Below are 24,582 nucleotides of genomic sequence, written 5' to 3' on the forward strand. Positions count from 1 at the left end.
TACGAGCAGGCCAACCAGCACGGGCAGAAGGTGCAGACCGCGGGCAACAACATGGCCAGCACCGACAGCGCCGTCGGGTCCAGCTGGGCCTGACAGATCTCGAGTAGTAGGGGCGTACCGAGCAATCGGTGCGCCCCTTCTGCTGTGTAGGGCTCAGAAGCGCCCGCCGCCGCCCATGAAGCCGCCGGTTGAGCCGCCCGGCGACGAGTTCGACGAGCCGCCGAACGACGTCGAGCTCCAGCCGCCGAATCCGCCCCGCATTCCTCCGCGGAGCAGGTCGCCGATGATGATCCCGCCCAGCATCGCGCCGGTGTCGTTGCCGCCGACGCGCGCGTAGGCGCGCTGGGCCGAGACCACGTCGGCGTTGGCCAGCGACTGCGCGTTGGCCGCTTGTGTCGACGCCGCGTTGGCGTGCGTGATCGCCTCGGCCGGGTTGGTCGATTTTGTGGCCTGCGCGGCCTCGAGATGTCGTTGGGCCTCGGCGAGTCGGGTACGGGCGTCAGGTCCGACGCTGCCGCGGCGGGTGTCGATGTACTCCGAGACTCCGCGCACTCGCGCCTGGGCGGTGAACAACGCCTGCTCGAGCGAACGGGTGAGCCGTTCGGCGTCCGCCTGTTCGTTGGCCACCGTGGCCAGCAGCCGGTTGAGGTCGGAGTCGGCCTTGGCCAGCTGCGCGAAAGTGCCCAGCGGATCCGCGGATCCACCGCCGGCGGCGGCGACGGCTCGAATGGCGGCATCACGGGCCGAGGCGAGCTCGCCGGCATGCGCGGCTTTCGCATTCTGCCCTTGCAGCTTCGCGGTGGCGTGTTCGATGCCGGCCTGGATGTCGGTCATCACCGCCGGCAACCGCTCAATGGCACGCCGGATGTCGCCGGCCGCGTTGTCCACCGCATCGAGTAGTGCGCGTGCTTGCCCGAGGGCCGACTCGCTGGCACGCACCGCATCGACCAAACCGCTCTGCTGTCCACTGACCGCATCGTCGGCCAGCGCACGTGCCGAGCTGATGTTGCGATCGGCGAATGCCAGCCGTTCTTTGGTGGTGGCGACATTGCCCGCCACCGAAGTCAGTGCCGCAGGGCCGAATTCATTGTTCAACTCGGCCAGTCGCCGTTCGGCCGGCTCGATGCGACTGGTGAGTTCGACGACCTGCTGGGTCAGCGCATCCAGGCGCGTGGCGGCGTTGACCACCAAATCGCGGAGCTGCTCGAACGCCGCGGTCTGTGCGTCCAGTTCGCGGTCGGCGCTGGCCGCCGACACGATTACCTGCGTGAGCAGGTAGCGTCGCTGCTCGGGCGTCTCGGGCATGGCGTCGTCAAGTTGCTGACGGACCGTAAAGGCTTGGGATAGCGCGGCTTTGGCCTTGTCGACGGCCCGGGTGAAGGGTTCGGTGCGCTCGGCGCCGAACTCGTCGATGGCCAGTGCGAGCTCGTTGGAGCTGGTGCGCACCGCATTGTCGACCTCCACCACCATCGAACGCGACAGGTCGTCAAGGGCGGCCAGTGGCACTGCTGCCAGCGCGGTCGCGTTGGTGGGGTCCACTCGGCGTGCGGCAGCCAGATCGGCGCTGCGGCGCCGCCGACGGCGATAACGCATGACGAACACCAGGGCCACCACCGCGACGATGATCAGACCGAGGGTGGCCAACAGCCAGAAGCGGTTCGACGAATTCGGCTGCGCATTCAGGCCATTCGCCGCGGAGACTGCGGCACCACGCCAGTCCCCTTGGCGCAGAGCGGGTTCGATTTCGTCGCGGCGCAGCTCGTCCACCTGAGATTGGGTCACGCCTTTCACCCCGGACGGCACCAGGAAGGCGTACGCGCGTCCGGTGGTGGCCACCGCGAGCAGCGCGTCGTAGGTACTCAGATCGCTTTCATGGATTGTGCGCTGCGCCCAGGCCGCCGGGTTCTGACCGGAGAAGTCGTCGACATACACCACCCACAGCCGGATGTGGCGGTCGTTGTACAGCTTGTCGATGGCGTCGCCCACTTCGGTGCGGGCAGACGGCGGCAGCGCGCCCGCGTTGTCGGTGACGTATCCCGGCAGCCGGAACGGGGGCTGTGCGTCGGCTGCCGAAGCCACCAGCAGTCCGGCGATGAGCATCGTCAGAATCACGCCGATGAAGCGGGCAATGCGCATAGGTCAATTTAGCCCCGTGCGAGACCGGGGCCACTTCCCGGCATTCCCTGGCAGACTGTGCTCCGGTGAATAAGAAGGTGATCACGAACGTGCAAGACCCATACGACGACTTCGACCGTCAACGGCGGGTAGGCGAAGCGCCGAAGATCGCGGGTCTGCCGGGCACGGAAGGTCAGCACCGCACCGACTTCGCCCGGGACCGGGCACGCGTGTTGCACAGTGCCGCGCTGCGCCGCTTGGCGGACAAGACGCAAGTCGTGGGGCCCCGCGAAGGGGACACCCCGCGCACCCGGCTGACGCACTCGCTCGAGGTCGCGCAGATCGGCCGCGGTATGGCGATCGGGCTGGGCTGCGATCTCGACCTCGTCGAGCTCGCCGGGCTGGCTCACGACATCGGTCACCCGCCCTACGGACACAACGGCGAGCGCGCACTCAACGAGGTCGCCGACGAGTACGGCGGATTCGAAGGCAATGCCCAGAACTTTCGCATCCTCAACAGCCTTGAGCCCAAAGTGCTTGACGAGCAAGGCAATAGCGCGGGGCTGAACCTGACCCGCGCTTCGCTGGATGCGGTCACGAAATATCCGTGGACACGTCGTGACGGCGTCGGAAAATTCGGGTTCTACGAAGAGGACCGCGAGGCTGCGGACTGGATGCGCGCGGGGGCGCCGCCGGACCGAATGTGTCTGGAGGCGCAGGTGATGGACTGGGCCGACGATGTCGCCTACTCGGTGCACGACGTCGAGGACGGTGTCGTCTCACAGCGCATCGATTTGCGGGTACTCGCCGACGACGACGAGGCTGCGGCGCTGGCCAAGCTGGGGGAGAGCGAGTTCTCCCGGGTGAGCGCCGACGATTTCATGGCGGCCGCGCGCCGGCTGTCGGGGCTGCCGGTGGTCGCCGCGGTCGGCAAGTACGACGCCACGCTGGCGGCGTCGGTCGCCCTCAAGCAGTTGACCAGTGAATTGGTGGGCAGGTTCGCCTCGGCCGCGATCGCGACCACGCGCGCGGCGGCGGGTGCCGGGCCGCTGGTGCGTTTCCAAGCCGACTTGCAGGTGCCCGACTTGGTGCGGGCCGAGGTCGCGTTGCTGAAGATTCTGGCGCTGCAGTTCATCATGTCCGACCCTCGGCATCTGGAGACTCAGGCTCGGCAGCGCGACCGCATTCATCAAGTGGCGCAGTGGTTGTACGCCGGTGCGCCCCGCACTCTTGACCCGTTCTTCGCCTCGGCATTCACCACCGCCGCCGACGACGGCGCCCGGTTGCGGGTGATCATCGATCAAATCGCCTCGTTCACCGAAGGCCGGTTGGAACGAATCGATGCCGGCCCGGCAAGTCCGTAACGGCCTTGTGGCACCCGATAGGCTGCGGGCATGAGCAGAAACACCGCCGTTGCCGCCGCCCTGTTGTCGCTGCCGATCGTGGCCATGACCGCGTGCAGCTCGCCTCAGCATGCGAGCACCCAGCCCGGCACCACGCCGCCGGTGCTCAGCGGGTCCCCGGGCTCGTCGACGACACCGAGTCCGGTGCCCAGCGGCCAAGCCCTTTCGGCTCAACTCAAAGCACCCGACGGCCGGCAAGTGGCCACCGCCACCTTCGAGGTGACCAGCGGCTACCTCACGATCACCGTCAAGACGGACACCCCCGGCATTCTGGCGCCCGGCCTGCACGGCATGCACGTGCATGAGATCGGCAAGTGTGAGCCGAATTCGGTTGCCCCGACCGGCGGCGCGCCCGGGAATTTCCTGTCGGCAGGGGGTCACTACCAAGCGCCCGGACACACCGGAAAGCCCGAAAGCGGTGACTTGTCGTCGCTTGATGTGCGCCAGGACGGCTCTGCCTACCTGGTGACCACCACCGACGCGTTCACCAGGGATGAGCTGTTGGCGGGCAACAAGACGGCCCTGATGCTGCACGGCGTCCAGGACAGCGACATGGCGATGGAGCGCGTTGCGTGCGGCGTGATCGGTCCGGCCAGCTGAGCTGGTCGGCACCGCAGCCGTACCCGGCGTCCTAGACTGAGCCGATGGCTGGCCGGATCTCCGATCGTGATATCGCCGCCATCCGTGAACGCGCCCGCATCGAGGAAGTCGTCGGCGATTACGTCCAGCTGCGCCGCGCGGGCGCGGACTCGCTGAAGGGCTTGTGCCCGTTCCACAACGAGAAGTCCCCGTCGTTTCACGTCCGCCCCAACCACGGCCACTTCCACTGCTTCGGCTGCGGCGAGGGCGGCGATGTGTACGCGTTCATCCAGAAGATCGAACACGTCAGCTTTGTCGAAGCCGTCGAAATGCTCGCCGACCGGATCGGCCACACGATCACCTACACCGGCGCCGCGGCCACCAACGTGCAACGCGATCGCGGCAGCCGCAGCAGGCTCGTCGCGGCGAACGCGGCGGCGGCCGAGTTCTATGCGGCGGAGCTGGAGTCCGACGAGGCGGCGCCCGCGCGTCAGTATCTGAAGGAGCGCAACTTCGACGCCGAGGCGGCCCGTCACTTCGGCTGCGGATTCGCGCCGTCGGGCTGGGAGAAGCTGACAAAGCATTTGCAGCGCAAGGGTTTCGAGTTCAAGGAACTGGAAGCCGCGGGCCTGTCCCGGGAGGGACGCCGCGGGCCGATGGATCGCTTTCACCGCAGGCTGCTGTGGCCCATCCGAAACTCGGCCGGCGAGGTGATCGGGTTCGGGGCCCGGCGGCTGTTCGACGACGACCCAATGGAAGCCAAGTACGTCAACACGCCCGAGACGCTGCTGTACAAGAAGTCGTCGGTGATGTTCGGCATCGACTTGGCCAAGCGTGACATCGCCCGGGGCCACCAGGCCGTCGTCGTCGAGGGCTACACCGACGTGATGGCGATGCATCTGGCCGGCGTCACCACGGCGGTCGCGTCATGCGGCACCGCGTTCGGCGACGAGCATCTGTCCATGCTGCGCCGGCTGATGATGGACGACAGTTTCTTCCGCGGCGAATTGATCTACGTCTTCGACGGCGACGCGGCCGGCCGCGCGGCCGCGCTCAAGGCCTTCGGCGGCGAACAGAATCTGGCGGGGCAGTCTTTTGTCGCGGTCGCCCCGGACGGAATGGATCCCTGCGACCTACGCCTGGCGTCGGGCGACGGCGCGCTTCGCGACCTGGTGGCGCGACGAACGCCGTTGTTCGAGTTCGCGATTCGCACGGCGATCGCCGACTTCGACCTGGACAACGCCGAAGGCAGGGTCGCCGCACTGCGCCGCTGCGTGCCGATGGTGGGCCAGATCAAGGACTCCACGCTGCGCGACGAATACGCCCGCCAGCTCGCCGGCTGGGTGGGTTGGGACGACGTCGCGCAGGTCATCGACCGGGTGCGGACCGAGGCCAAGAAACCCAAGGCTTCCGCTCAGCTCGGTTCGCGCGGTCAGGCGTCTGCCACCGCCAAAGCGGTCCCGGCCGAACCCGCTCCGCTCGACCGCGCCGCCGGACGCCCCGACCCGCGCGACCCGACGTTGTGGCCACAGCGCGAGGCGCTCAAGTCGGCGTTGCAGTACCCGGCGTTCGCCGGCCCGGTGTTCGACACGCTGACCGTCGAGAGCTTCACCCACCCCGGGTACGCGGCCGTGCGTGCGGCCATCGACGCGGCCGGCGGCACGTCGACCGGCATCACCGGCGCACAGTGGATCGACGCGGTACGCCACCACACCACCTCGACCCTGACCGCCGGCCTGATCAACGAGCTCGGCGTCGAGGGTGTCGCCGTCGATGACGAGAAACTGCCCCGCTACATCGCCGGGGTGCTGGCGCGTCTGCAGGAAGTCTGGATGGGCCGCCAGATCGCCGAGGTCAAGTCCAAGCTGCAGCGCATGTCACCGATCGACCAGGGCGACGAGTACCACGCGCTGTTCGGCGACCTGGTTGCCATGGAGGCATACCGGCGCAGCCTGCTGGAGCAGGCTAGCGGCGACGATCTGACGGCGTAAGGGCCTCGTCGGCCGGCCGCTCGACCTCCCGCTGCACGACGGCCGTCTCGTCGTCGATCTCGGCCACGGTGACAAAACCCGCGTCGGGCGAGATCGTGTTCGCGATCTTGCGCCGACCCCCTTCGATCATCGACTGGGCCATCGGACTGCTGGTCAGCGCGCGATAGGTACCGACGAGTTGCTCGTACCGGCGACGGCCTGCTTTCGAGCCCAGCACGTAGCCCAGTCCGAGCACGACGACATATCGGATCAAAACGTCCCTCCCCACGACGGTGCGGATGGGTCCATCCTGCCTCACACGGCTGAGTGCGTGCGCCCCGATCGGTCTAGCTGGGCGCGCACGGTCCGCCGGCGAACTTGGGCGCGGCCGTGCCAGTACGCTAGAGTCGTCCAGCGATCCGCGCCAGATTTCGCGCGGGCCGGGTTAATCCCCTGTAGCTCAATTGGCAGAGCATTCGGCTGTTAACCGAAGGGTTGGTGGTTCGAGTCCACCCGGGGGAGCAGGCAACGGCGCATCTCCAGATCAGTGTGCTCAGGGGCGCCGGCAACGGGGGGGCTCGGCATCGATGGTTCGAAATTTGACATGTGTACAGAGCATGGTGCGTTTACGTCACCGTCAGTTAAGTAGCGATGCATACGGTTTGACCGTCGCATTCGTGTGTGCCCGCACATGACGGCAGGAGGGGGGTGTCGTCCGGTGCCGTTGAGCGGATTGGTGACCACATTCGACGCTGTCATTCGCGCCGGCTACCCGCATGGGGTGCCGTACGCCGACTACGTCCCGCTGTTGGCGCTGCTGCGGCGCCGCATGCCCGACAACGCGGTGGCCGCGGTGGCGACCCACGTGGCGGCCAGCGGTGACCTGAACCTCAATGCCGCCGACATCCGCGCGGCCATCACCCGCGTTGCGGCCGAACTGCCCTGCGCGGCCGATCTCGAACGTGTCCAGGGCCGGCTCGCGGCGATCGTCGAATTGACCCAGCAGCCCGCGTAGTTACGGCCCTAGTCGTATCTGGGGCGCCACATCGTGTCGAGGGCGGCTTGGCGCGGGTTCTCATGTGTTCGGGTGGCCACCCCGTCGGCGACGGCGGCGTGATAGACGGCCTCGGCGACCGCCGACGAGACGGCGCACAAGTTCTGCACATCGGGTAGCAGTGAGTCCCCGAGTTTCGTGGGGCTGGCCTGTCCCGCAATGGCTTTCGCGGCCGCGTGCAACATGGACCGGGTCAGCCGCCGTGCCCCGGCCACAATGATGCCCAGCCCGAGGCCGGGGAACACCAGCACGTTGTTGGCCTGGCCGATGCTGTAGGTCACGCCGTTGTATTCGGTAGCGGCGACCGGGGTTCCGGTCGCCACCAGCGCCCGGCCGTTCGACCACGCCAGCACGTCGGCCGGCATGGCCTCCATCCGTGACGTCGGGTTGGACAGCGGGAAGATCATCGGGCGTTCGCAGGAGGCTGTCATCGCCTCCACGACCTCGCGGGTGAATGCCCCGAAAACGGTTGAGCAGCCCAGCAGGAGCGTGGGTGAGGCCAACTTGACGGCCTCGACCAGACCGATCCGTTCCCCGGCCGCTACGCCAAGCTGTTGACGGTTCTTGGCGTAGGGCACCTGGAAGTCGCGCAGGTCGTCCATGTCGTCGAAGAGCAAGCCCTGCTTGTCGATCGCCCAGATCGCAGCCGTTGCTTGCTCGACACTGGCGCCGTCGTCGACCATCGCGTCGCGGATCTGGTCGGCGACACCGATTCCGGCGGTTCCGGCGCCGAACACGATCGTCTTCTGCTCCCGCAGCGGCACCCCGGTGACATGGGCTCCGCCGTGTGCCGCGGCCACCACCACCGCGCCGGTGCCCTGCACGTCGTCGTTGAATACGCAGTAGCCGTCGCCATAGGTCCGCAAGATCATTCGTGCGTTGATCGGCCCGAAGTCCTCGAAATGCAGGATGGCGTTGGGGAACAACCGGTTGGCGGTTTCGATGTAACGCTTGATGAAGGCGTCGTATTCGGCGCCCTGGCGCCGCGCGTGGCGATTGCCCAGATAGAACGGATCCTGCAGCAGCTGTTCGTTATTCGTGCCGACATCCAGTGACACCGCGATGCAGCGGCGTGGATCGATACCGCCGCCGGCGGTGTAGAGCGCCAACTTGCCCACCGCGATTTGGATGCCTCCGACGCCCCAGTCGCCGATGCCCAGGATGGCTTCGGCGTCGGTGCACACGATCAGGTCGACGTCGTCGGGCCCCAGCCCGAACGTCTGGAAGGCGTCGGCGATCTCGTCGGGTTCGTCGATGCTCAGAAACAGGCCGCGCTGGCCGCGGTATTCGTCGGAGAAGCGTTGAATGGCCTCGCCGACCGTGGGTGTGTAGACCACCGGCATCAGCTCGGGCAGGTGATCTTCGAGCACCTTGTAGTACAGCAACTCGTGCCGGTAGTGCAGCTGCTCGAGGAGCAGATTTCGCCCGAGATCTGTTGACATGCTTTGCAATTGATGCCACACCCGGCCGGCTTGCTCTTCGAGTGTGAGTACCGCCGGCGGCAGCCGCCCGGTCAGCCCGAGCCGCCGTCGTTCTTCATGAGTGAAGCCGACGCCACGATTGAGGCTGGGCGAGGACATCGCTATCGGAATCCGTGGCACGTGGCCGTCGCTCATCGGAAGCCTCCGTTGTCGAGTCGGTACGTCAAGCCACGGTAGCGCTGATCGCGGTAAACGTATCTTGAAGAGCAACTGAAGGCGCAGTCAGATGGAGAAGTCCTCGCCGTGCCATACCCCGGCTTCGGGTGGCCGGATCACCCGGCCGGTCTCGGTCTCGGTGTCGTCATCGCTTAGGGCTTCGAGCCTGGCCACGCGGGTGAGCAGGGACTGCAGGCTGACCCCGACCAGATCGGGCATCAGTGCGTCGTCTTCGTGGCCGCGGGCCAGGCGGGTGATGACCTGTCCCGGAACGCCGACGACGACGGAGCTGGTGGGCACTTCCTTGACGACGACGGCGTTCGCACCGATCCGGCTGTCGTCGCCGATTTTGATCGCGCCGAGTACCTTTGCGCCCGCACCGATGATCACGCGGTCGCCGATCGTGGGGTGGCGCTTGCCGACGTCGGCGCCGGTGCCGCCGAGCGTGACGCCGTGATAGATCGTGACGTCGTCACCAACCTCGGCGGTCTCCCCGATGACAATGCCGGTGGCGTGGTCGATGAACAGGCCCGAGCCCAGAACCGCGCCGGGATGGATCTCGACACCGGTGACGATGCGGGTGAATTCGGCCAGAACGCGTGCGGCCAGCCGGGCGCCGCGCTGCCACAGCAGGTGGCTGATCCGGTGACCCCAGATGGCGTGCACCCCGGGGTAGGCGAGGATGACCTGCAGCGTCGTGGGCCTGGCCGGGTCGCGCTCTCTGGCCGCCCGGATGTCCTGCCGGATGGTCTCGAGCATGGCTAGTCGGCCAAGTCCGCGAACAACGGCGTGCTGAGGTAGCGCTCGCCGAAGGACGGCAAGATGACGACGACAAGCTTGCCGGCGTTTTCCGGCCGGCGGGCCACTTGCAGAGCGGCGGCGACGGCCGCACCCGACGAGATGCCGACCAGTAGGCCCTCCTCGCGGGCCAGCCGTCTTGCCAGGTTGATCGAGTCGTCATTGCCGACGGTGATGATCTCGTCGACCAGATCCAGGTCGAGCACCGGGGGAATGAACCCGGCGCCGATGCCCTGAATAGGGTGCGGGCCCTTCTGACCGCCAGACAGCACCGGCGACGCGGCCGGTTCCACGGCGACGAATTGCACCGACGGCTTGCGCTCCTTGATGACCTGCGCGACTCCCGTGATGGTGCCGCCGGTGCCGACCCCCGCGACGAAAAAGTCGATCTTGCCATCGGTGTCGTGCCACACCTCTTCGGCGGTGGTCTTGCGGTGGATCGCCGGATTGGCGGGGTTCTCGAACTGCTGCGGGATGAAATACCGCTGGTCGGTTTTGGCCAGTTCCTCGGCCTTGGCAATGGCGCCCGGCATGCCCTCGGCACCCGGGGTCAGGATGATTTCCGCGCCGTAGGCGCGCAGCACCTTGCGCCGCTCGACACTCATCGTCTCGGGCATTGTCAGCACCAGCTTGTAGCCGCGCGCCGCGGCCACCATGGCGAGAGCGATGCCGGTGTTTCCGCTCGTCGGCTCGAGGATGATGGTGTCCGGCCTGATCAGACCGGCCTCCTCGGCCGCGTCGATCAGGGACACCCCGATGCGATCCTTGACGCTGCCCGCCGGATTGAACGATTCCAACTTGGCGACAACGTCCGCGCCCGCGCCGTCCGTGACCCGGTTCAGCCGGACCAGCGGTGTATGTCCGACGAGCTGCGTGATGTTCTCGGCGATGCTCATGAAACTTCCTCCACGATATCGATACAAGACTCATCGGCCGGCCAGGTGATTTCGAATTCGACGGCCACGTCTGTGGGTACGGTCAGTGCAATCGGTGTGAATCGTTGCGACGCCTCCTCTAGCGCCACTCCAGTCAGGACTCGTCCCTTGAGGTTATGCGGTGTTGTCGCAGTCAGTGTGGTTGCGCGGGTACCCGGGGCGGGACGCAGATAAAAGTCCCGGCCGGGTGAAACAATGTCGCGGATAGTTCGGCCGTCGGCGTCGACCAGTGTGTGCCCGTCAGTGACGTTGAGCCTCAATGGGATTGGCACTTGGAACGGTCCTACGAGTTCGGAGTCGGCTGTTGCGTGCGTATCGACAAGTTGGGCGTCATCGGTATCGGGTGCGGCCTTATTCGCGCCGGTCAGTAGGTAATTGTAGAGGTGCACGATTCGGTCGGCGTTGCGGTAGTGGCGACTACCGGTGAGCCAGAATCGGACGTAGTCGATGGTCGGGTTGTCGGCGTCGGTGGCGGCGACCAGCCGGTAATAGCGGTAGCCGCGTCCCCCGCCGCCGTGGCTGCTGGCCGACACCGTGCTACCCACACCGAGGGTGCGTTGGTGGCGGCCACTTCCGGCGGCCACGGTCAACTGCGAACCCGAAATGTTTTGCCAGACAACGCCATCGGCCGACTTTTGCAGCTTCAACGTGGTGGGCGCCTCGGCGTCGGTCCACACCGAATAGCCACCCAGCTGCGGATCGCCGTCGAATTCGAACGTGGTCGTGCCTCCCGGCTGCCGCTGCACGGCGACGGGTACGTTCAGCGGCCGGGTGTGCAGATCGAGGCCGTTGGTGAAATGCCAGATCGCGGCCTGGGTTGCGGCGATGGCCTCATGTTCGCTGATGTTGGCGCGCCCCAGCGGGTAGCCCGCCTCGCGTACCCGCTTGCTGAGTTCGGCGGTCGGCAGCACCGGGTACGAGTGGCGCAGAATCCAGTCCACTTCGGCTTCGTTGCCGCGAGTGTGCAGGTGCGGCAGTGCCGACCAGGTCCCCAGCCGGTAGCGCGACGGGCGATGCGGCGCGATACCGGTGAAATCCAGTGAATAGGCCTGCAGGTTGGGGTGCAGCCGGATCAAATCGGTGCGCGCCCAGCTGCCGTCGGCAAACACGATCTTGTCGATGGTGTGCGAGTACGTGCCCCCGCGGTAGCGCGTCATGTGGCTGAGTTGAGTCGCCGGGCGCACGAGTACGCGCCGGCGGGTAGCCACCCGCGCCAGGGCGCGATTGGGCATGGATAACACGGTCATGAGTGGTTGATCTTCCTGAAAGTAGCTGGCGCGCATATCTGTGGCCCCGGCTGGGTGGTGGTCCAACCCGCCTGCGGGTAGCGCGAGGATTTCTACAGCGGCAGAGGCGTCAGGAAATCAACAACAGCAACAACAACAGCACACGGCGAGGCAGCGCGAAGGAGCGAAGCGCAGCTGAAAGGCCTGTTGCATAGCCCCACTATAGGGCATCAGCAACCTTCGGCACTTCTGCTCACGCCCGGTCTAACTCTGTCCGATCTCGCTGGCCTGCGCCTACGCTCAGCGCGCGGGTGGGCCGATGGTGATAGATCATGGGTCTGCCCGACCTCGTCGCAGTATTCGGACATGCACGGAAGGATCACGATGACAGCAGCTGGCTCGGGGGCTCAAAACGAGTCTCAGGCACTTGGCGATCTCGCTGCCCGCCAGCTAGCCAACGCGACCAAAACTGTTCCGCAGCTCTCGACGATCACGCCCCGGTGGCTGCTGCATTTGCTCAGCTGGGTCCCGGTGGAGGCCGGTCTCTACCGGGTGAACCGGGTGATCAACCCGGAGCAGGTCGCGATCAAGGCCGAAGAGGGAGCCGGCACCGAAGAGCCGCTGCCCGAGACCTACGTCGACTATGAGACCAGCCCGCGCGAGTACACGCTGCGCACGATTTCGACGCTGCTCGACATCCACACGCGGGTCTCTGACCTGTACTCCAGCCCGCACGACCAGGTCGCCCAGCAGCTGCGGCTGACCATCGAGACGATCAAGGAGCGCCAGGAATTCGAGCTGGTCAACAGCCCGGAGTACGGCTTGCTGGCCCAGGCGACCCCCGAGCAGACCATTCAGACGGTGGGTGGTGCGCCGACCCCGGACGACCTGGACGCGCTGATCACCAAGGTCTGGAAGACGCCGAGCTTCTTCCTGACCCACCCGTTGGGCATCGCCGCGTTCGGGCGGGAGGCCACCTTCCGCGGCGTGCCGCCGCCGGTGGTCAGCCTGTTCGGAGCGCAGTTCATCACCTGGCGCGGCATTCCGCTGATCCCGTCGGACAAGGTTCCGGTCGAGGATGGCAAGACCAAGTTCATCTTGGTGCGCACCGGTGAGGAACGTCAGGGCGTGGTGGGACTGTTCCAGCCGGGCCTGGTCGGCGAGCAGGCTCCGGGGCTGTCGGTGCGATTCACCGGCATCAACCAGTCGGCCATCGCGACCTACCTGGTCACCCTCTACACGTCCCTGGCCGTCCTCACCGATGACGCGCTCGCCGTGCTCGACGACGTCGCCGTGGACCAATTCCATGAGTACAAGTGAGTACCGGTCGGTAGACGCCGAAAGCGAGCTACCCATCAGCGCCACGGAACTCGCGGCGCTGGCCACGCAGTTGTATGCGGCCAGCATCCGGCCCGGGCCGGACAGCCCGCCGCAGGCAGCACCGGTTGCACCGCGCGGCAGCGTGCCGGATACCACCGCGGCCACGTCGACCGCTCAGACCGCCGCCGGCTCGGCGGATCTGTATCCGGCGCCACTTCCGCTGATCGGCGTCACCGATATCTACGTCCCGGCGCCGACGTCGCCGGAGCCCGAAGGTCTACCGCAGACTGCGCCGGTCGCTCCGCGCGGCAGCGTCCCCGATACGACGGCCGCGCCTTCGGCAGCCGAGACGGCGGGTAGCGTCGCCGACCCCCACCCGACGCCGGGACTCGGCGACCTCAACGCCTTCGCAGTCCCCAGCCAGGGCATCGTCCCGACGGTGCCCGGTGTGCTGGCCACAACGACGCCGACCGTTGCGGTGGCCCCGCGTGGCTCGGCGCCGTCATGGTTGCCGCAGGCGCCGTCGGTCCCCGACCTGGGCTGGTCCGACACGGTTCCCGTCGTGCCGAACGCGCCGGCCGGAGACGACCGCAACTACTACTTCCGCACCGACGCCGACCCCGTCCCTCGGCTAGCGGACGACCACGAGGTCTTCGACGTCAATGCGATACGGGCGGACTTCCCGATCCTGAAGGAAACGGTCAACGGAAAGCCGCTGATCTGGTTCGACAACGCCGCGACCACCCAGAAGCCCCAGGTGGTGATAGACCGGCTCTCGTACTTCTACGCCCACGAGAACTCCAACATCCACCGCGCCGCACACGAGTTGGCGGCGCGCGCGACCGACGCCTACGAAGAAGCCCGCGAAACCGTGCGCAGGTTCATCGGCGCGCAGAAGGCGGAGCAGAACATCTTCGTGCGCGGCACCACCGAGGCGATCAACCTGGTCGCGTACGCCTGGGGCGGCAAGCATTTGGGGCCCGGCGACGAGATCGTCATAACTCACCTCGAGCACCACGCCAATATCGTTCCGTGGCAACTGCTTTCACAACAGACCGGGGCGGTGCTCAAAGTCGCACCGGTCGACGACGCGGGCAATCTGCTGCTCTCCGAATTCGAGAACCTACTGGGCCCCCGTACGAAGCTGGTTGCGGCCACTCACGTTTCGAATGCGCTGGGCACGGTGACACCGGTCGAGAAGATCGTCGAGCTGGGCCACCGTTATGGGGCGCGGGTGCTGATCGACGGCGCGCAGTCGATTCCCCATCTGCCGATCGACGTCGCGGAACTCGGGGTTGACTTCTTCGTGTTCTCCGGCCACAAGATCTACGGCCCCACCGGTATCGGTGTGCTGTACGGAAGCGAAGCGGCGCTCGCGGAGACACCGCCCTGGCAGGGTGGCGGCAACATGATCGCCGATGTGACGCTGGAACGTTCTCTTTACCAAGGACTTCCGAATAAGTTCGAGGCGGGCACCGGCAACATCGCCGATGCGGTCGGTCTCGGTGAGGCGCTGCGTTACGTGGAGCGGATCGGCATCGAGCGCATCGCCGCGCACGAGCACGCATTGCTCGAATACGCGACTCCGCGGCTGGCGGACATCCCGGGGGTGCGACTGGTGGGCACCGCGACCGAGAAGGCCAGTGTGCTGTCGTTCGTGCTCGCCGGGCACGAACCGCTCGAGGTGGGCAAGGCGCTCAACGCCGAGGGCATCGCGGTGCGCGCAGGGCACCACTGCGCGCAGCCGATCCTGCGGCGCTACGGACTCGAGGCGACGGTGCGGCCGTCGTTCGCGTTCTACAACACGTTCGAGGAGATCGACGTCTTCCTGCGGGCCGTGCGTCGAATTGCCGAGGGTGGCACAAACATCGGCTAGGGCGGTTGGCGCGGCGTTGACTGTGCGCTCAGCGAGTTCAGTGTGCGCCCACCTTGGCGTCGGTCGGCGTGTCCCTGCCCGTGCCGCACACTTCTCGCCAACGGGGCACACTCGACATCGAAATATGGTTGCGTGAAAAGCTTTTGCGATCACACTGAACGAAACTCTTGTTTGGTGATCGGCCTGTCGCAGACTGTTGCAGTTTGCGGCTGCAGCAAATGCCCGGCCGTGAACGCCCGAATAGGTCTCGCCCATGACGGAAAGACGTTCGCGCGGCAGTTTCGACGCCGGCGCTGCGGTGATTTCGCCCGCGGTGCATCGGCAGCACTGCCGCGCCCCACCGCGCGGCCGTAGTAACTCCATGTCCTGACGTAGCGGCTACAAGCACGGTTGGGTCGGGGCCGATTCCGCGATCGTGCGGCCCGGTCACATTTCTTCCGGGTGATTGCAAACCTAACGCCGGGCATCGCTTTGCCTCTAAGTTTCTGCAATGTTCCATGCGTGCAGCAGACGGCGCGGTCCGCAGGTAGCCAACGCTGAGCGGTTGTCGCCCAGCTAATTACGGACGAGTGAGAATTGTTACGAAATTGGGGGACCGCATGAGGCGAACGGACCGCCGTCGGTCTAAGCGGGGCCTATGAACGGCACGGCCGTCGCCAAGCCCATGAATGCGCTGGGCGAGTTCTTCATGCTGAGCGCCGAGGCATTGGTGACCGCGCTGCGCCGGCCGTGGGCCTGGCGCGAGATTCTCGAGCAGATCTGGTTCGTCGCCCGGGTGTCGATCTTCCCGACGATCATGCTCTCGATTCCCTACACGGTGCTGATCGTGTTCGTCCTCAACATTCTGCTCGTTGAGATCGGTGCAGGAGACTTGTCCGGTGCAGGGGCGGGGCTGGCGTCGGTAACCCAGGTCGGCCCGGTCGTCACGGCGATGGTGGTCTCGGGTGCCGGGTCGACCGCCATGTGCGCCGACTTGGGTGCTCGCACCATCCGCGAGGAAATCGATGCGATGAAGGTCATCGGCGTCAACCCGGTTCAGGCACTGGTGGTTCCGCGCATCATCGCCGCCACCTTCGTCGCGGTGCTGCTGTACTCGGTGGTCGCAGTGACCGGACTGACTGGCAGCTACATCTTCGTGGTGTTCGTCCAGCACGTCACACCTGGCGCGTTCATCGCGGGCATGACATTGGTCACCGGTCTTCCGCAGGTGGTGATCTCGCTGATCAAGGCGACCCTGTTCGGGCTGTCTGCCGGCCTGATCGCCTGCTACAAGGGACTTTCGGTCGGCGGTGGCCCGACCGGCGTCGGGAACGCGGTCAACGAGACGGTGGTGTTCTCGTTTATGGCCCTATTCTTCATCAACATCGTGACCACCGCGCTCGGCGTGAAAGTGACTGCGAAATGACCGATCTCGCACGCGGTCCGTCGTGGCTCGACGCTCTTGGCCCAAGGCTGGTGGCCTCCACCCGCAAGCTGGGAGAGCAGACCGAGTTCTATGGGAAGTCGTTGGCGGCCACGGTTGACGCGGTGCGGCGCTACCCGAACGAATTGCTGCGCCTGATCGCCGAGATGGGCATGGGCACGGGCGCGCTGGCGGTGATCGGCGGCACCGTCGGCATCATCGGGTTCTTGACCCTGACCACCGGTGCTCTGGTTGCGGTTCAGGGCTACGACACGCTGTCCAACATCGGCGTGGAAGCGCTGACCGGGTTTCTGTCGGCGTTCCTGAACGTCCGGATGATCGCGCCCTGCACGGCCGGGTTGGCATTGGCGGCCACGATCGGCGCGGGCGCAACGGCACAGCTGGGTGCGATGCGCATCAACGAGGAGATCGATGCGCTGGAAGTCATGGGCATCCGCTCGATCACCTATCTGGCCTCCACGCGGATCATCGCGGGCGTCCTGGTCGTCATTCCGCTCTACGCCGTCGCGGTGCTCATGTCGTTCATCGCGGCGAAGTTCCTCACGATCTATGTTTACGGCCAGTCACGAGGCGTGTACGAGCACTACTTCTCCACCTTCTTGCGTCCCAACGACTTGATGTGGTCGTTCCTTTCGGCGCTGACGATGGCGACGGGTGTAATGGTCGTGCACACTTATTACGGCTTCAACGCGACAGGTGGCCCCGCCGGAGTGGGGGAGGCCGTCGGTCGATCAGTGCGGTCATCGATGATCGTCACGGCGTTCGTCTGCCTGATGATCTCGCTGTCCGTCTACGGGCAGTCCGGCAACTTCAACCTGTCGGGGTAGCCATATGAGCAACCACAGGGACGGCGGACCCGCGCGGCCAAACAGAGTCCGCAGCAGCAGGATTGACCCGATCTGGTGGGCGCCGACGTTATTCATCCTGATCGGCGGGCTGATCGTGGTGACCGCCGGTTCCTTCTCCGGAAAGTTTCAGGACTTCGTCCCGCTCACGTTGGTGTCGGATCGCGCCGGGCTGGTGATGGAACCGGGCGCCAAGGTGAAGTTGCGCGGGGTGCAGGTCGGCACGGTCGCCTCGATCGGCACCGATGTGAAAGCGGCTCAGCTGCAACTGAAAATGGATCCCGGCCCGTTCAAGTATCTGCCGAGCAACCTCGAGGCCGAGATCAAGTCGACCACCGCGTTCGGATCCAAGTACGTCGACCTGATCGTGCCCGAGCAGGCCAGCCACACCCCGTTGAAGCCCGGGGCGCTGGTGCGCTCACGCAATGTCACCGTCGAGGTGAATACGGTTTTCGAAAACCTGCAATCCGTGGTCCAGGCGCTCGACCCGGCCAAGCTCAATGCGATTCTGTCGGCCTTCGCGCAATCGGTGCGCGGTAAGGGCGATCGGCTCGGACAGGCGATCACCGATTCGAACAATCTGCTGCTCACCGTCAACCCGCGCATGGACACCATCCACCGGGACTGGCAGCTATTCGGCAAGACCACTGCTATCTATTCCGATGCCGCGCAAGACATCCTGTCCATCCTCGACTCCGCGGCGACCACCAGCACCACCCTCACCGAAAACCAGCGGTCGCTCGACTCGCTGCTGCTGTCCGCGATCGGCTTCAGCCAGACCGGTATCAACGTGATAGGTAGAAACGAACCTAACATCGTGCGGTCGATGAGCCTGCTCGACCCGACCTTGACTCTGTTCAACAAGTACTCGCCGACCTACACGTGCTTGTTTCAAGGGGCGCAGTGGTACGTCGACCACGGTGGCCGAGATGCGCTCGGCGGCAATGGGTATTCGGTGATTCTCGACGCTGCGCTGCTCTTCGGCGACGACCCGTACCGGTTCCCGAAGCACCTTCCGAAGGTCAACGCCACCGGCGGGCCAGGCGGTAGACCCAGCTGCGGTTCGCTACCCGACCCGAGCGCGAACTTCCCCGTGCGCGCGCTGGTCACCGACACCGGCTGGGGCGCGGCGCCGAACGAGATCCGCACCAACGTGGCCGCCGGAAACCCATGGTGGGCCAACTACTTCCCGACCACGAAGAACCCTCCCGAACCGCCACGCTACTTCTGGCGCGGGGGGCAGCCGCCACCATGAGAAGGAAACTCTCGAGCATCATCGCGCGCGTCGCGATTTTCACGCTGGTGTGCCTGCTCTTCACGTTTACGCTTATCGCGGTGTTCGGGCAGCTGCGCTTTGAGGACCGCACCGACTTTTCTGCGGTCTTCACGAACATCTCCGGTCTGAAGTCCGGCAACTTTGTTCGTATCGCCGGCGTGGAGGTCGGCAAGGTCGGCGACCTCACGCTGCACCGCGACGGCACCGTCACGGTCGGCTTCGCGATCGACAAGGGGATCCGGCTCACTGAGGGAACCAAAGCCGTCGTGCGGTACGAAAACCTAATCGGTGACCGCTATCTCGCGCTCGAAGAGGCTCCCGGGCCGCCGCGCCGGCTGCCGCCGGGATCGACGATTCCGCTGGCACGGACGTCGCCCGCTCTTGACATCGACGCTCTTATTGGCGGTTTCCGCCCGTTGTTCCGGGCACTGGATCCCGATCAGGTCAACGCACTGTCCGGTCAGCTCCTTCGAATCTTCCAGGGACAGGGCGGCACGCTGGCGTCGGTGCTGTCGCAGACCTCGATGCTGACCTCGACGCTAGCCGGGCGTAGCCAATTGATCGGCGAGCTGATCACCAACCTGAATACGGTGCTGCACACCTTCGCCGCGCGCGACCGCGAGTTCTCCGACGGCCTGGACAAACTGGCTCAGTTCGTGGAGGGCCTGGCACAGCGCAAGGACGACATCTCCACCGGGCTGGCCTATGTCAACGCGGCTGCCGGTTCCGTCGCCGATCTGCTTGTCCAATCCCGCCAGCCGATCAAGGACGTGGTGCACGAGACCGACCGGGTATCCGCACAGGTGGTTTCCGACCGCGACTATGTCGACAAACTGCTCAAGGACCTTCCCGATATCTATCAGGTGCTGGCCCGCCAGGGTCTCAACGGAGACTACTTCGGCTTCTACTTCTGCGAGGTTCTGCTGAAGGTCAACGGCAAGGGGGGCAACCCGATCTTCGTCAAGCTTTTGGGACAACCCAGCGGGCGGTGCACGCCCCAATGAGATTGAAGCTGCCGAAGATCAAGCCGCTTGGCCGCCGGAGCCCGTTCGCGTTAGGACTGATGGGCACCGTGATTCTGGCCTGCATCACGATCGTCGCATTTCAGTACAACAAGCTGCCTTTCGTCAAAAACACGGATGACTACGCCGCCTATTTCTCCGAGGCTGGTGGCATCAAACCCGGTAATACAGTGCGGGTTTCGGGGTTGGGGGTCGGCCGGGTCTCCGATATCCGACTGGAGGGCAACAAGGTCCGGGTCGGCTTCACCGTTCGCCAGGGCATCGAGCTGGGCGACCGCACCGAGGCGGCGATTAAGACAGAAACGATCCTGGGCTCCAAGATGCTGGAGCTCACGCCGCGTGGGGAAGGGCGGTTGTCCGGCCCGATTCCGCTGACCCGCACACACTCGCCCTATGACCTGCCCGACGCGCTGGGCGACCTGACCACCACGATCAGCGGCCTCGACACCGTTCAATTGTCCTCGGCGCTGACGACATTGGCGGATACCTTCAAGGAGACACCACCGAACCTACGGCCCGCGCTGGAAGGTGTGGCGCGGTTCTCTGACACTCTCAATGGTCGTGACGCACAGCTGCGCAACCTGCTGGGCAATGCCAACAAGGTGTCGACCGTGCTGGGCAAGCGCAGTCAGCAGATCGCCGGCCTGGTCGCGAATTCCAACGCGCTATTGGCCGCACTGCTCGACGAGCGGGATTCGCTGGACGCCCTGATGAACAACCTCACCGCGGTGTCGCATCAAATTTCCGGGTTGGTCGCCGACAACAGAACGCAACTCAAGCCGGCCCTGGACAAACTCAACGGTGTGCTCGAGATCTTGGACGACCGCAAGGAAGATATTCAGCGTACCTTGCCGAAGTTCAAGCGATATGCGATGTCATTCGGCGAATGCCTGGGCTCTGGACCGTTTTTCAAGGCCTACGTGGCCAACCTGCTTCCTGGCCAGATCGGTGGGCCGGTCCTGGACGCGGACATGTATGACCGTTTCCTGGATCCCGATCAGAAGCTGCCCTCGGAAGCGGTGGATCCGCCCACCGGTACGCCGCCCGTGCCGCCGGAGAACGCACCGGTGCCGCTGTGGTCGCAGCCGCCTTCACCGCCGCCGTCGACGCCGCCGGTGCGGACCATCCCGCCGCCGTCACCGCACGAATTCGACGGGCCATGAACATGAGTCGAGACACCCTGCGGAAGGCCACCGCAATCAGCCTGGTGCTGACGCTGGCCGCGGCGTCGTTCCTAGTCGCCAGAAATCTGTGGAAAGAGGTCGAAAAGAACACGTACTCTGCGTATTTCACGGAAGCCAACGGCCTGTTCGTCGGCGACGAGATCCGCATCCTCGGTGTGGCTGTCGGCGTCGTGGACAAGATTGAACCGCAGCCCGCCAGCTCCAAGGTGACGTTCTCCGTCGACAAGCAGTACCCGGTCCCGGCCGATGCCCGTGCCGCGATCCTGTCCCCGTCGCTGGTGACGTCGCGAGCTATTCAACTCGTCCCGGCATACTCCGGCGGACCCAAACTGAGTCCTGGCGCGTCGATTCCGTTGAACCGCACCGCGGTGCCGGTCGAATGGGACGACTTCCGCAAACAGCTGGAGAAGCTGACCGAGGCGTTACAGCCGACCACTCCGGGCGGGGTCAACTCCGTCGGCGAGTTCGTCAACTCGGCCGCTGATAACCTACGCGGCCAGGGGGACACTGCGCGCGACACCGTCATCAAGCTCTCCCAAGCCATTTCGGCGCTCGGCGATCACGCCGACGACATCTTCAGCACGGTGCGCAATCTGCAGCTACTGGTCTCGGCTCTATACTCCAGCAGCGATCTGCTGGCCTCGTTCAACAGGAATTTGGCCAGTGTGACGACGGTGCTGACGAACAGCCCCAATGAAATTGGCAATGCGCTAAAGGCTTTGGATGGCGCACTGGTTGATGTACGCGACTTCCTCGCCGAAAACCGGGAATCAATGGGCGTCACGTTCGACCGGCTCGGTTCGATCACGACCGCGCTGAACGACAGCCGCGGCGACATCAAGCAAATCCTGCACATCGCCCCGACGGTGTTCCAGAACTTCCTGAACATCTACCAACCCGCACAGAGCGCGATGACCGGCATCCTGGCGCTGAACAACTTCGCCGACATTCCACAGTTCATCTGCAGCTCAATCGAAGCAGCCTCCCGCGCGCGGCTGGCCCGGGTGTCGAAGCTGTGCCTGCAGTACATCAACCCGATCATCAAGAACCGCATCTACAACTACATCCCTGCCGGCATCAATCCCTTTGTCGGGACGCAGGCCCGGCCGAGCGAGATCACCTACAGCGAGGACTGGTTGCGGCCCGGGAACCCGCCCCCGCCACCACCTGAGGCGCCATCGCCGCCCGACGCACCGCCACCACCGGGGCCGCCGCCCGCGGCAGTGGCACCGCCGCTCGAGGCGCCGCCACCACCGAGTGCCGGCATGAACTCGATCCAGGTGTTGCAGAACCTGATGCTGCCGACGGGGCCTGAATCATGAGGCGGGCGCTGGCCGCAATGCTCGGTTTGGTATGTCTCGCTGCGCTTTCCGGGTGCGGATGGCGGGGCCTGAATTCGTTCACCCTGCCCGGTACCTCCGGTGGCGGGCCCGGCGCCTACACGATTCAGGCTCAAATGCCCGACGTGGTGACCATTCAGCAGAACACTCGTGTTCGGGTCGACGACGTCAACGTCGGTAACGTCACCAAGATCGAGCTGCAGGATTGGCACGCGCTGGTCACCATGCGCATCAACGGCGATGTCCGCTTGCCGGCCAATTCGAGCGCCAAGCTGGGCCAGACCAGCCTGCTCGGTTCGATGCACATCGAGCTCACGCCGCCCAAGGACGAGCCTCCGGTGGGCCAACTCAAGAACGGATCGGTCATCCCGCTGTCGCGTGCGAGCTTGTACCCGACCACCGAACAGACGTTGGCCTCGGTGTCGATCCTGCTCAACGGCGGGGGAATTGGGCAGTTGCAGGAGATCAACCAGGCCGTCGCCAAGGCGTTCGCCGGCCGCGAAAACGACATGCGCAGCCTGCTGAACCAACTGGATGAGTTCATCGCGAAGACCAACGACCAGACCGACGACATCATTGCCGCCGCCGAGAACCTCAATGCCCTGGCGGGCCAGGTTGCCGCCAACGACCCTGTCGTCGACAAGGCCCTGATGACGGTGCCCAAAGCGTTGGCGGTGTTGGCGGCCGAGCGCAGCAAGATCGCCGAAACAATCGACCAGGTCGGCAAGTTCAGCGCGATCGCGGCCGACACCATTCACCAGAGCAGGGAGTCCCTGGTCAAGAATCTGCGCAATATCGCACCGGTACTGCGCTCGCTTGCCGACGCGGGACCCTCGCTCACCAGGGGCCTCGATGGCCTGGCGACGTACCCCTGGCCGACTTCCACGGTGCGCAACTGGTTCCGCGGCGACTACGCCAACCTGACCCTGGTCGTCGACTTGACGTTGAGCCGCATCGACCAGGGACTGTTCACCGGCTCGCGATGGGAAGGCAACCTGACTCAACTCGAACTGCTGTGGGGACGCACGATCGGCATGCAGCCCAGCCCTGTCACCGGCGGCAACCCGCTGACCTACCCCTATCACTTCGGGGGGTACTAGATGCTGCGTCTGAATCGCCGTACCTGGATCCAGTTGGCCGTTTTGACCCTGGTCACCGTGGTTTCTTGTGGCGCAATGGCGTTCAACTTCATGAAGCTGCCCGCAACACTGTTCGGCATCGGGGAGTACAGCGTCACCGTCGAGCTGCCGCAGTCGGGTGGTCTGTACCAGACGTCGGCCGTCACCTACCGCGGCACCGACGTGGGCCAGGTCAAATCGGTCGACGTCACCGCAACCGGGGTACGCGCGGTTCTCGCCATGCGATCCGGGGTCAAAGTGCCTGCCAATGTTCAGGCTTCGGTGCACAGCCGCTCGGCGATCGGTGAGCAATATACCGAATTGACCCCGCAGCAGGGCAAGGAAGGTGAACAATCTCGGCCGCTGCAGGCCGGCGACGTCATCCCGGCCGGCCATGTCGACGTACCCGTCGACATCGGCCACCTGCTGGACATGACCAACCGAGCGCTGCAAGCGATTCCGCGGGACAACCTGCACACGGTGATCGACGAGGCCAACCGGGCGGTCGGCGGACTCGGCCCCGAACTGTCTCGGATCGTCGACGGGTCAGCGGCATTGGCCATTGCGGGTGGTCAGACGGTCGACCCGCTTGCCACCCTGATCGACCAATCACCCGCGGTGCTGGGCACACAGGTGCAGACGTCGGATGCGATCGCCACCTGGGCCAGTCGAACATCGGCACTGATGGCGCAGTTCAAGGCACAGGACGCCGCAGTGCGAGATCTGCTGACACAAGGCACTTCTGGCATCGAAGAGGGGCGTGCATTGCTCGACCGGGTATCGCCGGCCCTGCCGGTGTTGTTCGCCAACCTGGTGAGCCTCGGCGACATCGCCGTCGTCTATCGCCACGACATCGAACAGCTGCTGGTGCTGCTCCCGCAGGGCATCGCCGCCATGGCGGCGATCATCGTGCCGAGCTCGAACACCAAACAGGAGTACCGGGGCGCGCAGTTGGACTTTAACCTCAACCTCAACCTGCCGCCTCCGTGCACCACCGGGTATCTGCCCCCACAGCAGCGTCGTTCACCGGCCAGCGTCGATGCTCCCGACCGCCCGGCAGCAGACCTCTTCTGCCGGCTGCCGCAGGACTCTGAGCTCAATGTCCGTGGCGTACGCAATATTCCGTGTGAGGCCAAACCATGGAAGCGCGCACCGACAATCGAGCTGTGCGAAAGCGACGAGGAGTATGTGCCGCTCAACGAGGGCTACAACTGGAAGGGCGATCCCAACGCCACCACCAGCGGCCAGGGCGTGCCGATGTACCCGCCGGGACAGGATCCGCGGCTACCACCGCCGCGGGGCACCGCGCCACCGGCCCCGCCGCTCGCGGTCAGCACCTATGACCCGGCCACGGGCGACTACATAGGTCCCGACGGACGGCATTACACCGAATCCGACTTGGCGCACCCGCGTGCCAAAAACTGGCAATCACTACTGGTGCCGCCAGCTTAGAAGTGAAGG

General features: G+C 65.4%; 20 protein-coding genes, 1 tRNA gene and 1 pseudogene. 16 read left to right on the top strand and 6 right to left on the bottom strand.

Features of this window, described 5'->3' with window-relative positions:
• Positions 1–93, top strand: a pseudogene (locus SKC41_RS27470) (type VII secretion protein EsxI); the annotation flags it as partial.
• 60 nt (positions 94–153) lie between these two features.
• On the opposite strand, the gene SKC41_RS27475 reads toward SKC41_RS27470, so the two are convergent.
• Positions 154–2,136: a TPM domain-containing protein gene (locus SKC41_RS27475; protein ID WP_330980867.1), complete on the bottom strand. Its 1,983-nt coding sequence runs from the start codon at positions 2,134–2,136 to the stop codon at positions 154–156.
• Between the two features lie 77 nt (positions 2,137–2,213).
• Here SKC41_RS27475 and SKC41_RS27480 point away from each other — a divergent pair, with 77 nt between their 5' ends.
• The 3 genes from SKC41_RS27480 to dnaG are packed head-to-tail and all read left to right on the top strand — an operon-like array spanning position 2,214 to position 6,088.
• The gene (locus SKC41_RS27480) at positions 2,214–3,479 is read left to right on the top strand and encodes a deoxyguanosinetriphosphate triphosphohydrolase (protein ID WP_330981066.1); all 1,266 of its coding nucleotides are present in this window, start codon (positions 2,214–2,216) and stop codon (positions 3,477–3,479) included.
• A 30-nt stretch (positions 3,480–3,509) separates the two neighbouring features.
• Positions 3,510–4,118: a superoxide dismutase[Cu-Zn] gene (gene sodC / locus SKC41_RS27485; protein WP_330980868.1), complete on the top strand. Its 609-nt coding sequence runs from the start codon at positions 3,510–3,512 to the stop codon at positions 4,116–4,118.
• A 44-nt stretch (positions 4,119–4,162) separates the two neighbouring features.
• Entirely contained in the window at positions 4,163–6,088 is a 1,926-nt protein-coding gene (gene dnaG / locus SKC41_RS27490; RefSeq protein ID WP_330980869.1) for a DNA primase, read from the top strand.
• On the opposite strand, the gene SKC41_RS27495 is transcribed toward dnaG, so the two are convergent.
• Complete coding sequence (locus tag SKC41_RS27495) at positions 6,063–6,341, bottom strand: hypothetical protein (RefSeq protein WP_330980870.1); 279 nt, start codon at positions 6,339–6,341, stop codon at positions 6,063–6,065. The genes dnaG and SKC41_RS27495 overlap by 26 nt on opposite strands.
• Before the next feature lie 175 nt (positions 6,342–6,516).
• Here SKC41_RS27495 and SKC41_RS27500 point away from each other — a divergent pair.
• Both SKC41_RS27500 and SKC41_RS27505 read left to right on the top strand, forming a co-directional pair.
• Positions 6,517–6,589, top strand: a tRNA-Asn gene (locus SKC41_RS27500).
• Positions 6,590–6,803: 214 nt separating this feature from the next.
• On the top strand, positions 6,804–7,082 hold the full coding sequence (locus SKC41_RS27505; RefSeq protein ID WP_330980871.1) for a DUF3349 domain-containing protein: 279 nt from the start codon (positions 6,804–6,806) through the stop codon (positions 7,080–7,082).
• Positions 7,083–7,090: 8 nt separating this feature from the next.
• On the opposite strand, the gene SKC41_RS27510 is transcribed toward SKC41_RS27505, so the two are convergent.
• The 4 genes from SKC41_RS27510 to SKC41_RS27525 form a co-directional block, all read right to left on the bottom strand.
• Positions 7,091–8,737 carry an NAD-dependent malic enzyme gene (locus SKC41_RS27510; protein WP_330980872.1) on the bottom strand — a complete coding sequence of 549 codons (1,647 nt, stop codon included), beginning with the start codon at positions 8,735–8,737 and terminating at the stop codon, positions 7,091–7,093.
• Positions 8,738–8,824: 87 nt separating this feature from the next.
• The gene (gene cysE, locus SKC41_RS27515) at positions 8,825–9,517 is read right to left on the bottom strand and encodes a serine O-acetyltransferase (RefSeq protein ID WP_330980873.1); all 693 of its coding nucleotides are present in this window, start codon (positions 9,515–9,517) and stop codon (positions 8,825–8,827) included.
• A gap of 2 nt (positions 9,518–9,519) precedes the next feature.
• Positions 9,520–10,452, bottom strand: a complete 933-nt coding sequence (gene cysK, locus SKC41_RS27520) for a cysteine synthase A (RefSeq protein WP_330980874.1) — start codon at positions 10,450–10,452, stop codon at positions 9,520–9,522.
• Entirely contained in the window at positions 10,449–11,738 is a 1,290-nt protein-coding gene (locus SKC41_RS27525) for a thioester domain-containing protein (protein ID WP_330980875.1), read from the bottom strand. The genes cysK and SKC41_RS27525 overlap by 4 nt, the downstream gene beginning before the upstream one ends.
• Positions 11,739–12,101: 363 nt before the next feature.
• On the opposite strand from SKC41_RS27525, the gene SKC41_RS27530 reads away from it, so the two are divergent.
• The 10 genes from SKC41_RS27530 to SKC41_RS27575 all read left to right on the top strand — a co-directional run bounded on the left by SKC41_RS27530 (position 12,102) and on the right by SKC41_RS27575 (position 24,573).
• Positions 12,102–13,037: a family 2A encapsulin nanocompartment shell protein gene (locus tag SKC41_RS27530; protein WP_330980876.1), complete on the top strand. Its 936-nt coding sequence runs from the start codon at positions 12,102–12,104 to the stop codon at positions 13,035–13,037.
• A complete protein-coding gene (locus tag SKC41_RS27535; RefSeq protein WP_330980877.1) occupies positions 13,024–14,913 on the top strand; it encodes a family 2A encapsulin nanocompartment cargo protein cysteine desulfurase in 1,890 nt (629 codons plus the stop codon). The genes SKC41_RS27530 and SKC41_RS27535 overlap by 14 nt, the downstream gene beginning before the upstream one ends.
• A 637-nt stretch (positions 14,914–15,550) precedes the next feature.
• Positions 15,551–16,318 carry an MlaE family ABC transporter permease gene (locus SKC41_RS27540; protein WP_330980878.1) on the top strand — a complete coding sequence of 256 codons (768 nt, stop codon included), beginning with the start codon at positions 15,551–15,553 and terminating at the stop codon, positions 16,316–16,318.
• Positions 16,315–17,163 carry an ABC transporter permease gene (locus SKC41_RS27545; protein WP_330980879.1) on the top strand — a complete coding sequence of 283 codons (849 nt, stop codon included), beginning with the start codon at positions 16,315–16,317 and terminating at the stop codon, positions 17,161–17,163. The genes SKC41_RS27540 and SKC41_RS27545 overlap by 4 nt, the downstream gene beginning before the upstream one ends.
• Before the next feature lie 4 nt (positions 17,164–17,167).
• Positions 17,168–18,436, top strand: a complete 1,269-nt coding sequence (locus tag SKC41_RS27550; protein WP_330980880.1) for an MCE family protein — start codon at positions 17,168–17,170, stop codon at positions 18,434–18,436.
• On the top strand, positions 18,433–19,461 hold the full coding sequence (locus SKC41_RS27555) for an MCE family protein (protein ID WP_330980881.1): 1,029 nt from the start codon (positions 18,433–18,435) through the stop codon (positions 19,459–19,461). The genes SKC41_RS27550 and SKC41_RS27555 overlap by 4 nt, the downstream gene beginning before the upstream one ends.
• On the top strand, positions 19,458–20,642 hold the full coding sequence (locus tag SKC41_RS27560) for an MCE family protein (RefSeq protein ID WP_330980882.1): 1,185 nt from the start codon (positions 19,458–19,460) through the stop codon (positions 20,640–20,642). Before SKC41_RS27555 ends, SKC41_RS27560 begins: the two co-directional genes overlap by 4 nt.
• Positions 20,639–21,985, top strand: coding sequence for a virulence factor Mce family protein (locus SKC41_RS27565; protein ID WP_330981067.1), 1,347 nt, complete (start codon positions 20,639–20,641; stop codon positions 21,983–21,985). The genes SKC41_RS27560 and SKC41_RS27565 overlap by 4 nt, the downstream gene beginning before the upstream one ends.
• Positions 21,982–23,103 carry an MCE family protein gene (locus tag SKC41_RS27570; RefSeq protein WP_330980883.1) on the top strand — a complete coding sequence of 374 codons (1,122 nt, stop codon included), beginning with the start codon at positions 21,982–21,984 and terminating at the stop codon, positions 23,101–23,103. The genes SKC41_RS27565 and SKC41_RS27570 overlap by 4 nt, the downstream gene beginning before the upstream one ends.
• A complete protein-coding gene (locus SKC41_RS27575; protein WP_330980884.1) occupies positions 23,104–24,573 on the top strand; it encodes an MlaD family protein in 1,470 nt (489 codons plus the stop codon).
• The last annotated feature ends 9 nt before the right edge of the window (positions 24,574–24,582 follow it).

Origin of the sequence: Mycobacterium sp. 050128, assembly GCF_036409155.1 — a bacterium.
In the GTDB taxonomy this organism is placed as follows: domain Bacteria; phylum Actinomycetota; class Actinomycetes; order Mycobacteriales; family Mycobacteriaceae; genus Mycobacterium.